General features: G+C 37.5%; 9 protein-coding genes and 2 pseudogenes. 2 read left to right on the top strand and 9 right to left on the bottom strand.

Features of this window, described 5'->3' with window-relative positions:
- Nucleotides 1-39: 39 nt before the first annotated feature.
- From FJR08_RS12575 to FJR08_RS23250, 6 genes are all read right to left on the bottom strand, one after another.
- Nucleotides 40-1623, bottom strand: a complete 1584-nt coding sequence (locus FJR08_RS12575) for a B12-binding domain-containing radical SAM protein (protein WP_168633388.1) — start codon at nucleotides 1621-1623, stop codon at nucleotides 40-42.
- Between the two features lie 584 nt (nucleotides 1624-2207).
- Complete coding sequence (locus FJR08_RS12570) at nucleotides 2208-3596, bottom strand: DUF1802 family protein (protein WP_168633387.1); 1389 nt, start codon at nucleotides 3594-3596, stop codon at nucleotides 2208-2210.
- 6 nt (nucleotides 3597-3602) lie between these two features.
- The gene (locus FJR08_RS12565) at nucleotides 3603-5543 is read right to left on the bottom strand and encodes a P-loop NTPase fold protein (RefSeq protein WP_168633386.1); all 1941 of its coding nucleotides are present in this window, start codon (nucleotides 5541-5543) and stop codon (nucleotides 3603-3605) included.
- Nucleotides 5544-5591: 48 nt separating this feature from the next.
- Nucleotides 5592-6260, bottom strand: a complete 669-nt coding sequence (locus FJR08_RS12560) for a hypothetical protein (protein WP_168633385.1) — start codon at nucleotides 6258-6260, stop codon at nucleotides 5592-5594.
- Nucleotides 6261-6536: 276 nt separating this feature from the next.
- Nucleotides 6537-7934: a HAMP domain-containing sensor histidine kinase gene (locus FJR08_RS12555; RefSeq protein WP_168633384.1), complete on the bottom strand. Its 1398-nt coding sequence runs from the start codon at nucleotides 7932-7934 to the stop codon at nucleotides 6537-6539.
- 539 nt (nucleotides 7935-8473) lie between these two features.
- The gene (locus tag FJR08_RS23250; protein WP_217357515.1) at nucleotides 8474-8677 is read right to left on the bottom strand and encodes a hypothetical protein; all 204 of its coding nucleotides are present in this window, start codon (nucleotides 8675-8677) and stop codon (nucleotides 8474-8476) included.
- A 201-nt stretch (nucleotides 8678-8878) separates the two neighbouring features.
- Between FJR08_RS23250 and larE the strand changes: the two genes are divergently transcribed.
- Together larE and FJR08_RS24260 are read left to right on the top strand one after the other, a co-directional pair.
- Nucleotides 8879-9706 carry an ATP-dependent sacrificial sulfur transferase LarE gene (gene larE / locus FJR08_RS12550; RefSeq protein WP_168633383.1) on the top strand — a complete coding sequence of 276 codons (828 nt, stop codon included), beginning with the start codon at nucleotides 8879-8881 and terminating at the stop codon, nucleotides 9704-9706.
- A 359-nt stretch (nucleotides 9707-10065) separates the two neighbouring features.
- Nucleotides 10066-10193: pseudogene (locus tag FJR08_RS24260) on the top strand (IS701 family transposase); the annotation flags it as partial.
- Here the strand turns inward: FJR08_RS24260 and FJR08_RS12545 are convergent.
- The 3 genes and pseudogenes from FJR08_RS12545 to psbC form a co-directional block, all read right to left on the bottom strand.
- Nucleotides 10191-10328 (bottom strand): annotated as a pseudogene (locus tag FJR08_RS12545) (Uma2 family endonuclease); the annotation flags it as partial. The pseudogenes FJR08_RS24260 and FJR08_RS12545 sit on opposite strands and share 3 nt — an antisense overlap.
- A 308-nt stretch (nucleotides 10329-10636) precedes the next feature.
- On the bottom strand, nucleotides 10637-11635 hold the full coding sequence (locus tag FJR08_RS12540; RefSeq protein WP_015080311.1) for a hypothetical protein: 999 nt from the start codon (nucleotides 11633-11635) through the stop codon (nucleotides 10637-10639).
- Nucleotides 11636-11853: 218 nt separating this feature from the next.
- Nucleotides 11854-13236: a photosystem II reaction center protein CP43 gene (gene psbC, locus FJR08_RS12535; RefSeq protein ID WP_148760367.1), complete on the bottom strand. Its 1383-nt coding sequence runs from the start codon at nucleotides 13234-13236 to the stop codon at nucleotides 11854-11856.
- Between the last annotated feature and the right edge of the window lie 14 nt (nucleotides 13237-13250).

The raw sequence follows: 13250 nt of genomic DNA, 5'->3' as shown, positions 1-13250 counted from the left end.
ATCCCAGACTTCTTTGAGAAGTCGGGGATCTGGGTATTATTAAACTACAGCTTCTGCTTTTTCCTTAACAGGTACATAAGGTGTTTCTGCACCTTGGGCTAAATATTCAGCTAATTGACTTTCGATTTCATCACGGACAATTTGCCGATATTCCATAAAATGCTCAATGTGAGCGCAGGTAGAAACGTATTGTTCAATTACCTTGGGGTTATGCTTGAGAATACTAAAGAAGTGATGCCAGAATTTCCAACGAGTTTCTCGTTTAAATCCTTGTCGCCAAATTACAATTAATAAGGCTCTGACAACTACCCATTCTGGTGTTTTTGCTGGTGCTGTCCATTTGGGAGAACCCAACATCATAAAACAACGATAGGTGCGATCTAAATAAGCAGCAGGGTCATACAAAGCACAGAAAGCTTCCACATATTCCCTAGCCAATTCTTCTAGAGGACGGGTAGGAATGAAATTCATCAATGTAGTTTGATTGATGTTACCATCTTGGTTTTCCCGCAATCTGCCTTCTTTGGTCAACCGATGCCACAAGGCGGTATTGGGTAACGCTTGCAACATGGCAAAGGTAGTAGAAGGAATAGCTGCAAGTTCGGCAAAACGGACAATGCGATCGCCTGCACCCGCTTTTTCACCATCAAAACCAATAATAAACCCAGCCATTGGCCGCAGTCCAGTTCTAATAATGGTTTCTACCGACTCAGTTAAGGAACTGCGAGTATTTTGGAATTTCTTAGTTAGTTGTAAACTATCTTCATCTGGGGTTTCAATTCCCAAAAATACCGCTTTAAATCCACAGTCAACCATCAACTCCATCATTTCTTGATCTTGTGCTAAATCAATGGAAGCTTCTGTGTCAAAATTGAAGGGATATTGATGATCTGCCATCCAAACTTTTAACTCTTTCAGCAACAATTTCACATTGCGCTTATTGCCAATAAAGTTATCATCCACCATAAACACACCCCGTCGCCAACCTAAATCATAGAGATAATCTAACTCGGCTAAAAGTTGTGCAGGAGTTTTCGTTCTAGGTTTGCGACCATATAAAACAATAATGTCACAAAATTCGCACTGGAAGGGACAACCCCGCGAAAACTGCACAGACATCATATCATAGGCATTAAACTCTAATAAATCAAAACGGGGAATGGGTGTACCAGTGACATCAGGCTTTTCAGCAGCCCGGAAAACTCCAGATTTTTCTCCCCGTTTGACTGCTTCCACAAACATGGGTAAAGTCAGTTCCCCTTCATCGAGAATCAGGTAATCTGCCCCTGCGGCTTCCACTTCATGGGGTGTAGAGGTAGGATAAGGACCACCCAAAGCCACCAATTTACCGCGTCTTTTCGCTTCCCGAATTTGCTCAAGTAAGTCTTGTTTTTGGACAATCATGGCGGAGAAAATCACCATATCTGCCCATGCCCATTCTGCTTCTGTGGCGGCGCGAATGTTACGATCTACAAGCTTAAATTCCCATTCTTGGGGCAAAATTGCCGCTACCGTTACTAAACCCAATGGTGGTAACAATACCTTTCTGTCAACTAGTGCCAGAATTTTCTCATAAGACCAAAAGGTGCTTGGAAATATTGGATAAACTAGCAAAACACGCATAGTCTCACCCCTCACGATTTATTTGTGATCTAACTGTAACTAAAATTAAGACTAATTGACTTTTTTATCAAGCCTGTTGTATGGGAGGATGTCTGAATCAGGATGACCAGGATTTAAGGATTTGCGGGATGAAGACTGGGAACAATTAAAAAATACAAATAGTTTTGAGCTTATTCTACTCATGCAGTCTGGTCAATTAGCATCTACTCTAAGATTATTACAGCAAGGCTTTCAAGTCGTTGATTTTCCCGATAAGTAGGTGAACGGAAAAAAACCGTAGACGCGGAGCGGCTTCTCGAAGAGTAATATGTAACGAAACGTAAAATCGCCCAAACCCTCTTCACTCTTGCCTCTTGCCTAGTGCCATAACGACGATTTTCAATGCTACGAAGAAAAGAAGGAAGAAAAGAGTTATTTTTAATTTATTGGTAAGAGGATGTTTTAAAAGTTTTTAATGTGTAAACAGACCCCTCTCCAAACCTCTCCCCTACCAGGGGAGAGGCTTTAAAACCCCCATTCCCTTGTAGGGAAGGGGGGGGAGGGGGGTTAGGTTTTTGGAGATTATGGGTTTCATATAATACTTTTCAAACAACCTCTAAGTCGCGCAAATAGTAAAAGCGATCTTTTTTCCAATAATCTTCTTTAATTCTTCCCAAGTAGCCTGTTAATGGTGATGATAGTTCTATGAGAATGTCGTATAGTTCTTTATCTTCTAAGTTTTGTGGTGGATGATCATAAAGATATGCTATGCAAAGATTACTAACTTGAGCATCTTTAGTATCTGTCTTTTCTAGATGTTTTTTGACGAGTTGGATAATATGCGATCGCAATTTAATCTCTTTTTCTATTTTATCTATATATTCGTTAATTTTATCATCAATTTGTCCTGGTTCTAAGTATTGCTTTAATTCAATTAAGTTTATCGCACCGGGATATTTTGCTTTAAGTTCAACTAATTTTTGTAATGTCATAGCTTTGATAATACTGACTTTAGAGATTTGAGCCGATTCTTTCAAATTTTTAGTAGGTTCACCAGGTCCAATAATTAACCGCACAGCTTGAAGATAATTTTCTTGAAGATGTCTTTTACCAATTCTATCTAATTCTTCTACTGTGTTATGAGGAATGCTTTTACCTGCTTTACATTCGCAAACTAAAGAATAAGGTTGTGAACAATATAAATCTAAACCTCCAGCACCACCTTTATGATCTTCCTCTACTTTAAATCCTAAAAAATTAAGGCTTTTGCGTGTAATAATTTCAAAATTTGTACCTGCTTGATAGTTGCTTGTAGTATCATCTTTTTCTATGCTTCTATCTCCTAATGTTGTAATTGTTTTTATCCAATCTAAATCAGCATCTATTGTATTTGTAGTTGGTGCATTACTCCAACCTAAAAATACTTTAATTTCATTTTCTAATTGTTGTGCTACTGGGTTATTATTGGCTATTTGCGATAATGTACTTTGTAAATCTTCTAATTCAGGATGTAGGGGAGGTTGGCGGTTTTCTAGTTGTTGTTTACGTTGATTAAATACATAATCACTTAATACGGGTTTATCTTCAGATACAGAAATATTATTAGGTAAAGGTGCAAATTTTCCTAGTTTTTCTTGAATGTTGGGAATAGCTCGAATTTCCAAAGGTTCAGGTAAATGATAAACCCGCAAATAAGCCAGAAAAAAATGCGGACGGTTTTGTAATATTTCCTGAAATATTTCTGGTTTCCAGATTGTTAATTGAGATAACATATCTAAAGGAGTTGTTTGATCTAGAATTTCGCAAAGTTCACATTTAGCCCATGCTTTAATTGAAAGCATATTTACTGAAGTATCAACAGGATAAAGAGCAAATTTATGCCCATGAGTAAGCAATTTACTAGGTATAGCAGCAATAATTCGCCCTTGTATTAAAGCTTCAACATCGGGAGGATATAAACATAAGGCGTTATAGATTGAAACAGATTTATTCATAATTAATTAACCAAATAAATCACTTAAATCATCGGTATCTTCTGTTTCATTGATATTTGAAGGAGTGAGAAATTTATCTATAATATCTTCATCATCAATATCAGGCATATTACCAGATGGATCACTTAAAATCTCTTTCAGTAACAGATTATCAAAGGTAATATTATTCTTAGAAATACAATCAAAAATTTGTTCTTCTGTTAATTGATAATTTTCTCGCTTTTGATAAATAGCGAATATTGCTATAAGTGGACGAATTTGATCTTCTATTAAATCTACATTTTCTCCCCCTTTGTGTAAAATTAACTCATTAAGCAAACTATATGTTGCCGCTGTTTTTTTCATTTGTTTTATTTTGGAATGAGAACGCACTAAACAACCACGGGTTAAATCAAAAGTATGATAGTCATTTAACCGTTTTAAACACGCATTTAATGTAAATTGAGAATCTTGGACAACTGCTACACCAATTTTTACCTCTTTACCATTTTCATTACCAATAATTTTGAAGTTGATAAAGTTGTTGTTCTTGGATTTAGGTAGAATATCTTTGGTAATTTCTTGAATCATGACTTCTTCTAAAGTCTGTCCTTTTAAAGTATTAAAGCCAAAATATAGGGCTTCAGCTATGAGAGAACTATCCTCGATATATTTTTCAAATTTTACTTCACTTTCCCTTATAAATGCTAATTCAAACCTTTCAAATGGATCAGCAGGGAGTTTCTCTTCTTCAACCTTAAAGTTATCAGCACACCATCGCAAAGCTTCTCTAACAGTTGGTTTATTTTTACCGTATTCTCTCAGATGACTTTCTTTAAATGGGTAAAGTGTATGTGGAGGAATTAAGTTTTTTGAACTATAATATTCTCGTAACCACACCGTTGCTAACTGTACCATATAATCAGCACTAACAGGTTTTAAATCTATTGGTTTTCGTTGTGTAAATTTGGAAATTCTATCAGGCGTACCACCTTGAATGGAGTTTACTTTATCTCTCCATGTTTCTGGTAGCATTACCGTCAGAATAACTACACCTTGGCTAAGGTCTGAATTTTCCAAAGTATCATGGAGAATTTTCACGAAATTAGCAATTACACTTTCTGTTGGGAACCCATCCTCAGTGGAGTTATTTTTAACATCTATTTCATCAAAACAAATAATAATCGAGTTGTAATAACCAACTAAATTCAAAATTTGTTGAATATTTTTAAGAGCCTCAGCTTCTCTATCTTGATTAGTTTTACTAGGATTGGGTAATCCCAATTCATCAGCATTTAATTGAGCTAATTCTTCACCAGATAGCCATTTAATTGCATAAGGGGCTTGGGTTTCTGAAAGTGTCCATAGAATAGCTCGAATAATATAGGGATCTGCATCAGATTTATTTTTAATAATCTGTTTTTGCAGAGCATTCATGAGATTTTTATTTTTAGCTAAACTACTTTTATATGCCTGGTCAAATTTTTTGACTAACTCTGCTGGAGTAGTAGCATTTTCTCTACCTTCGTTGGCCATAGCTGCGGCTACTTCTTGCCATTGCATGACTTCTTGGCTACCAGTCTTACTGAGACTATCTGCTAAAGTTTGCTGAAATTGATACTTAACTAAATTTAAGTCTGTATAGTTATTACCACCTGCATAAACGAATAAAGCACCACCTACTTTTTCCAGTTCATGACGAATGCGACTCAAAAGATGGGTTTTACCAACTCCCTGCTGTGCAGTAATAGCAATTGAAGTTACTTTATCTTGACTAGATTGACTTTTGCGAACAAATTCAATGGCTTTAAAAACTTGATTAGAAGCATGGGCATTTAATGTGGGTACGTCGGGGACTCCTTTTCCCCAAACATCCTGTTCTTTAACAATCCCAGCGTTAATAAATGGATTGTGACTATTAATTGCAGCATTAACGGCTTCTATGGGAGAAATAGGGGTATCTGTCATGGTGATTTCGTATGGTGCGAGGAACTAGAAACTGCGGGGATAATTTGATTAACTCAAGCGTTTAGCGTAAGAACGTAGTTGTGTACCAGGTATAGAAATTGAATCTTCCCGTTTATCAGAGGTAAAGTCTGGTATTTCTCCGGCAATTAGCTGCAAAATGTCATCAGCTTGCATTTCCACTAGCCATTGATTGAATTTTTCACGACTAACTTGTTCACCTATTTCTCTTCTAATGCGATAGATAGGTACTAAATCATCTAGGCTGTAGTCCCTGTTCAACTTGTCATAAACATCCAATGCAACAGATTTAAACTCCTCATAAGAACCAATCACCGCACCACCAGATGCAACCGGCGCAGCTACTACAACATCAATCTGACGAAACAATCGCAACAAAGAATTTCCTACCCAAGCACCAAGATTGGTATTAAACTCAAACTCATCACTACGCAAACCCGCCTTTAACACATCTAAGCCCGTCGGTGACGTGAGAGTATAACTGGTTGAAGATCCCTTTTTAGTAACAGTAACAGCCCCCTGTGCTTCCAAATCCTCTAAAATAGCTTGATAATCCGCTTTATTCTGACTCTTGGAGTCTATCCGCTTCGTCAATTTACCCCTAGCCACTTTCTGCTGACTTCCTCCCAAATCCCACAATGCAAGCAGTAAGCGAGTTTTAGCATATAAAGTCTGTAAATTCTTGGCTTGGGCGTTCATATTCAGTATCCTACTTAACTAAAAAGATATTATAAGTATTTTATTTCTTACTTGGACAAAGTTCACATAATATTGACTCTTTTGATGTAAATAAGACAAAAATCAATATTTTTTTTCTAGACAATTATCGGATTTGTAACCAATAAAATTACCAATTACCAAAATAAATCAATATTTATCCCACATACCGCAAATACACTGAGTAACGGTTTAGCACTGCTAAACCCCTACATTTATACTCAGGATTGGGATATTTTTTTTAGTTGGAAGTGGCAGCTAAAAAACTAGTCGCAGGGGAAATTGCATGATAAACGTGATGCGATTATTTGCACTTGCAACATGAATTAATCCATGCAAACGCTGTACCATTGTCTCTACCAAGATTAATTCTAAGCCAGTGTTCTGTGCTTGCCATGAGGAATGTTTGGGAATGCGGTAAAATGGCTGAAAGACTTGTGATAGTTCATGGTGAGGAATTTCCACACCAGAAATACTGATTTTTAATTCTACCGTGGCTGCATTTAAATCGGCGGTAACTGTAATTGATTCACCTGCGGGAGCGCATTGACAAGCTTGGTTGAGTAGCAAGGTAATAATTTTTTCTAAATCAGTGATATCTGTGGAGAAAGGGGGAATTTCTGTGGAGATATCCAGGTGTAACTGTTGTTGCTGACAATTGGTAACATCTCGAAAAGATTCAATAATGGGAGATAACCAAGTTGGAAAATCAATAGTAATTAAAGTAGGAGATTCCGAATGGGTTTTCAGATATGCAAAGCTGAGAAGATCGTTAAGTAATTTATTTTCTCGTCCACATTCATGATGGAGAATTTGTAATAGTTGAGATCCTATTTCTATATCTAAAATTCCCGTTGGTGTCATCAGACTTTCTAATGTTTGTACAGCAAGATTAATATTAGTAATCGGTGTGCGTAACTCTTGGGAAAGCTGTTTGAGAAATTCATTTTTTTGCCGTTCTTGTTTTTCTATTTCCTGAATCTGCGCTTTGGTTTTTGCCTGTAGTCGAGATTGACGAATTGCGATCGCACATTTATTAGCTATTTGCTGCAAAAAGGATATTTCTTGTTCTCCAAATTTTGCCTCTGTGTGCCAAATTAGCCAAATATTACCCAAAATACCTCGATGATCAAAAATTGGACAAGCTAATTGATTCATCATCTGTAATCCAGAATAATGTCCTGGGACAATTTCTATAGATTGCCAAATTTGTTTTTGCAATAGAGATTGATAAATTTGAGGAAAATCAGCAATTACTGTGGTTAAGTCTTGAAAATGGGGTAAAACAACACTATATTCATAGGTAACTGTGGCAGAAGTTAAACAGGGATTATAAAGTTCAATTTGACAGCGATTAAGTTGTAATAAATCAACTAATTCTTGAGTAATAATTGTTAATATCTTCCGATCATCTAGACTATCGCGGATGTGTTCAGTAATATGTTGAAGTAACGTCTGAAATTTCTGAATTTGCTGGATTTTTTGAAGATGTTCCTGTCTTTCTGACTCCAATTGGATTTGTAAATATTCTACCTGCTGTTGTAATTGGGCAACGGATGTATCTATACTCAATTGCATAGATACTTCTGCACAAAATATAGATGGAGATGGTAATTGTGTCCATTTGGGGATGGATTTAACTTGATTTAGATTCATGTAGTAGTTAAGGAAAGAGGTAGTGGATAATTGGTGATTGGGGAAGAGGTAAGTGGAAAGAATACTTACTCATGACTGATCTTTCCATTTGCCTATTACCTATTCCCTAACTAAAAAATGACATTAGTACGGGTAAGTATACCAAATATTGTGTATTGCTGGTAACAACTATTGTGACAGTTTGTGAACAGGTACGTTAAGTTACAGCTAATCCCATGATACTATCCTACTGCATTGTCAAAAATTAATACTAATTTTTTATAAATCTGCATATAAAAAGCTTATACCCCACATTCCGCACTTCATTTTGTAGTACAGATGCAAGTGTAACAAGTAACAGAAACAGCTTAAATATAAACACATAACTAAATTGGCAATAAATATAGACAGTAATATAAAAATTGCCAACAAATTGAAATTAATAAGGTATTAACAATAAATTCAGAAGAAAAAATGAGAAAATGAGTCTGAATGAAATCAAAATACCAAAAAATATGAATTACCAAAAAGAAGAATTTGAGAGTAAAAACTTAGATCACTTAGGAATAATAGCAGGAATCATAAGTAGGTGAACGGAAAAAAACCGTAGACGCGGAGAGGCTTCTCGAAGAGTAATATGTAACGAAAAGTAAAATACCTACACCATTAATACCAATAAAAACGGTTGGTTCTTTTTTATCAAAATCTATTGTTAAATCACCAATTCCGCGAAAAGATTGCATTTGTAGCCGTTTAACTCTCATAGTTTTCAATAAAAATTAGCGAAGTTTATAACATTTCATCTCATCTTTGTAATTCACTCAGTAGCAAGTAAAGAATAGATTATGAAGAATATTATAATCCGTAGTTGACGTATGGGGCGAGAAATTCTCGAAAACATTAGTGATCTAATAACAACTAATGACTAAAATAGGAGTGGTTAGGCATTATGGGGTTTTAGGAAGATGAGTTGGACAGAAAAACTAGAGCAGTTAAAAGAGTTCTTTACAGAAATGGAGCAGGCTTTAATAGCCTATTCTGGCGGAGTTGACAGTACATTAGTAGCTAAGATTGCTTATGATGTGTTAGGCGATCGCGCTTTGGCTGTAACTGCGGTTTCTCCTTCTTTATTACCAGAAGAATTAGAAGACGCAAAAATTCAAGCCGCAACTATCGGAATATCTCATAGAATTGTCCAAACACAGGAAATGGACAATCCCAATTACACATCTAATCCAGTCAATCGTTGTTATTTTTGTAAAAGCGAATTACACGACACCCTCAAACCTTTGGCTTTAGAATTGGGTTATCCTTATGTGGTGGATGGTGTAAATGCCGATGATTTACATGATTATCGTCCCGGAATTCAAGCTGCAAAAGAAAGAGGTGCGCGATCGCCTTTAGCAGAAATTGGCGTAACAAAAGCCGAAGTTCGGCAAATTTCCCAACAATTAGGTTTACCTTGGTGGGATAAACCGGCGCAACCCTGTTTAAGTTCGCGCTTTCCCTATGGTGAAGAAATTACCATAGCCAAATTACAGCGAGTAGGAAGAGCCGAAATTTATTTGCGAAATTTAGGTTGGCAAAATTTACGGGTTCGTTCCGAAGGTGATACAGCCAGAATTGAATTATCACCAGATCAAATTAAAGATTTTGTTACCATGACAGATTTACCAAGTCTAGTATCTGTATTTCAAAACTGGGGATTTATTTATATAACTTTGGATTTAGAAGGTTATCGTAGTGGTAAATTAAATCAGGTTTTACCTCCAGTTGCTTTACAAAAATCATAAACCTAAAACAGAACCTTGTCTAGATGGGCAGGGTTTGTTTTTAAGATTCGATTTTTAGCTACATCTTGATTAAATCCAGAAGTGTTGAATGTTAGGATTTTGATGATATTGTCCAAGTTGTGCATTGGCATTGATGATACCAAATTTGAGCAGTTAATGACTCTATTCTCAATAGACAAGGGATTTTACCTGGCTAAAACCCAAACATTGTCAAGTTTTATTGGAGGATTCAACACTTCTGATATTGGAGTAAAAGCAAAAAATGTCAAGATATTAGGAGTTACTCATTGACAGAATAACAAAATCTTGCATTGATAAATATAGGTCGTCTACTTACGAGGTATCGGACAATCAGAAAAATTACGAAACCATCCACAGCGCAATGCAATCTAGACCTATACACCTTATTTTTACTGTCAGAGCCAAAGTTGGGGGGTGCAGTAGGTTAGCAGAGATATTGGGAGACGTTTCACATGATAGTGTGAATTTTTGTATAATATTCCTGTTCTGGTAAAGGTGTCATAATTTCCAAAGTTTCATCATCATAAGCCACTCTAGCCGCCCGATTTTCTCCCAAATCTTGCAGCAGATTCTCAAATTGTTGCCAACTGATGTTATACAGCGGTTTCCGCTCTTATGAGGTACAAAGTTGAATCATGAAACTCTTGTAGTGCGGGCATCTTGCCCGCTAGATATGTACCTCATAACACCGGGAAGTGCTGTAACTCTATCAGCGCGATGTTTGGTGATGATCATTTGTATATCTAAGAATAAAATACAAGTTAATTTAATATAGTAACTGGTAGAGAGGAAAGTTAAAACTAGGATTTACGCAAATGTGATACTAAATATTTTTTTAGGGTGCGTCAGACTCGATAACTCAGTAATAATGAATATATTTCCAACATCTGACACACCCCAAATTGTCAACTAGAATTGGTAAGAAATACCAAGAGAAAAAACAGGATAAATATTCAACCAATTCAGATCACTTTCTTGTTTTTTCCTTTCTGCTTCGATGTTACTATTAATTTCCGCTTTTATAGCATCCGTTGCATCTGGACCAAACCCAGGTGTTAATGATACCTTTGGGGAGCCAGAAAACATTGCCCCTAAATTTGCCGAAAATCCCCAACGTTTACCAGGCTTCACAGCATTACCCCAACCCAGTCCAATATATGGTGCTACACTATTTTCAAAGGAAACTTTAGCGTTCAATGATGTAAGCACAGTTTTGCTATTATAGTCTTTGCCATTGATATTAATAGTCACACCATTCTTGGGTTTTCCAGTTCCTTCTATATTATTGTCCTGAAATACTAAGCCTCCAGTCAAACGGAAACCGCCATTTTTCCAGGGATGGTAGTCAGCGAGGGTAGACACATTAAATAGGTTGAGGTTAGCTTTATAATCAACATCGGACAAGCTAATATCTCTACTTATACCTAAGCCATTAATGCCTAATTTAGCATTGACATTAGGTGTTATGGACTTAGTGACTGTTGCACCAACACCTAATGTACTAATTTCAGGTGTAATTGCCCAACCTCTAGTTTTTACAGAAGTTTGGCTCATTTCTTCGCTAGGTTTAGATTCTTGAGTAGGTTTTGACTCTCCCCCCTGTGGTTTTGATGGAGTAGAACGCTCAGTACAGCGAGAATTTAAAGGATAACTTTTGCAAAATATATCTAAATCCAGTGGTCTTTTTGCCAGTAAATCACCAGCACTATAACTGAAAGTTCCTGGTTGAGGATGAGTTTCAGTTTTTTCAGGAGTGATTGATGTGGCAATAACTTCATTTGTAACTACTGGCTGAGTAATTGGTTCTACAACAACTTCCTCAGCTATAACAACTTGATTTATTGATGTCCCCATTACCAAACCAGCAGCAACTGTTAATACAGATGTGCCGAACTTTAGCTTATTCATTGCTTAACCCTGAGTAAGATTGATTTGTTACATTATATATTAGCAGCAATGTTTAATTATTGTAAGTACCTGTGCAAAATTTATTTTAAATTTTTACTCTTACTTAATAAAGCTTAATGTGTGAACTTACACAGAAAACCACAAAAAAAGCCCTTGCGGTGAGGCAAGAGCTATCAAAAGCATTATATTCTCAGTAATGAAATTAAGCTAAAAACAACCTAGTCGAGGTCAGGCATAAACATTACTGGTTCTGTTTCACGGTTAATACCCTTCTCAAAACCACCAGCAGCAGCCCGGGCGCGGCCTGCGTGCCACAAGTGACCAATCAGGAAGAAGAATCCTAAAACGAAGTGTGAAGTCGCCAACCAAGCGCGAGGAGACACATAGTTAAAGGAGTTAATTTCTGTAGCCACACCACCCACAGAGTTCAAAGAACCCAAAGGCGCGTGAGTCATGTATTCAGCAGCACGGCGAGCTTGCCAAGGCTGAATATCATTCTTGATTTTTTCCAAATCAAGACCGTTGGGGCCACGAAGAGGCTCTAACCAAGGACCACGAAAATCCCAGAAGCGCATGGTTTCACCACCGAAGATGATTTCACCAGATGGAGAGCGCATGAGGTATTTACCTAGACCTGTAGGCCCTTGGGCAGAACCGACGTTAGCACCCAAGCGTTGGTCACGAATCAAGAAGGTTAAGGCTTGAGCTTGTGAAGCTTCCGCAGCCGTAGGACCATAGAATTCGCTAGGGTAAGCGGTGTTATTAAACCACACCATGACAGAGGCAATGAACCCCATCAAAGAAAGCGCACCTAAACTATAAGATAGGTAAGCTTCACCAGACCAAATGGAGGCCCGACGTGACCAAGCAAAAGGCTTTGTGAAGATGTGCCAAATACCACCGGCAATACAAGTGAAAGCAATCCAGATGTGACCGCCGATAATATCTTCCATGTTATCAACGCTAATAATCCAGCCTTCGCCACCGAAGGGAGCTTTAATTAAATAGCCAAAGATAACAGCGGGGTTGAGTGTGGGATTAGTAATCACACGCACATCACCACCACCTGGAGCCCATGTATCATAAACTCCACCAAAGAACATAGCCTTCAGCACCAACAACAACGCACCACATCCTAAGATGATCAGGTGGAAGCCGATGATGTTGGTCATTTTGTTCTTGTCTTTCCAGTCATAACCAAAGAAGGCAGAGTATTCTTCTAGGGTTTCAGGACCACGAACGGCATGATAAATACCGCCAAAGCCTAGAACTGCGGAGGAAATCAGGTGAAGTACACCGACAACGAAGTAGGGGAATGTATCAAAAACTTCACCACCTGGACCAACGCCCCAACCCAGTGTGGCGAGGTGAGGAAGCAGAATCAAGCCTTGTTCATACATAGGCTTCTCTGGGACGAAGTGAGAGACTTCAAACAAAGTCATTGCTCCAGCCCAGAAGACGATTAAACCAGCATGGGCTACGTGAGCGCCAAGTAGTTTACCAGATAAATTGATTAAACGGGCGTTGCCAGACCACCAAGCGAAGCCGCTGGATTCTTGGTCGCGTCCACCACTAATAACTCTATTAGAGAGCGTTACCACGTGGGAGTACCTCC

The sequence above is a fragment of the Dolichospermum sp. UHCC 0260 genome (assembly GCF_009711985.1).
Taxonomy (GTDB): Bacteria; Cyanobacteriota; Cyanobacteriia; order Cyanobacteriales; family Nostocaceae; genus Dolichospermum; species Dolichospermum lemmermannii.
Note: the sequence above shows the minus strand (reverse complement) of the source record. Positions and strands in the feature narration are given on the sequence as shown.

Bases quoted from the DNA above. Each gene is read 5' to 3' on its own strand.
- FJR08_RS12575 (WP_168633388.1), bottom strand. From the start codon at position 1,623: ATGCGTGTTTTGCTAGTTTATCCAATATTTCCAAGCACCTTTTGGTCT.
- FJR08_RS12570 (WP_168633387.1), bottom strand. From the start codon at position 3,596: ATGAATAAATCTGTTTCAATCTATAACGCCTTATGTTTATATCCTCCC.
- FJR08_RS12565 (WP_168633386.1), bottom strand. From the start codon at position 5,543: ATGACAGATACCCCTATTTCTCCCATAGAAGCCGTTAATGCTGCAATT.
- FJR08_RS12560 (WP_168633385.1), bottom strand. From the start codon at position 6,260: ATGAACGCCCAAGCCAAGAATTTACAGACTTTATATGCTAAAACTCGC.
- FJR08_RS12555 (WP_168633384.1), bottom strand. From the start codon at position 7,934: ATGAATCTAAATCAAGTTAAATCCATCCCCAAATGGACACAATTACCA.
- FJR08_RS23250 (WP_217357515.1), bottom strand. From the start codon at position 8,677: ATGAGAGTTAAACGGCTACAAATGCAATCTTTTCGCGGAATTGGTGAT.
- larE (WP_168633383.1), top strand. From the start codon at position 8,879: ATGAGTTGGACAGAAAAACTAGAGCAGTTAAAAGAGTTCTTTACAGAA.
- FJR08_RS12540 (WP_015080311.1), bottom strand. From the start codon at position 11,635: ATGAATAAGCTAAAGTTCGGCACATCTGTATTAACAGTTGCTGCTGGT.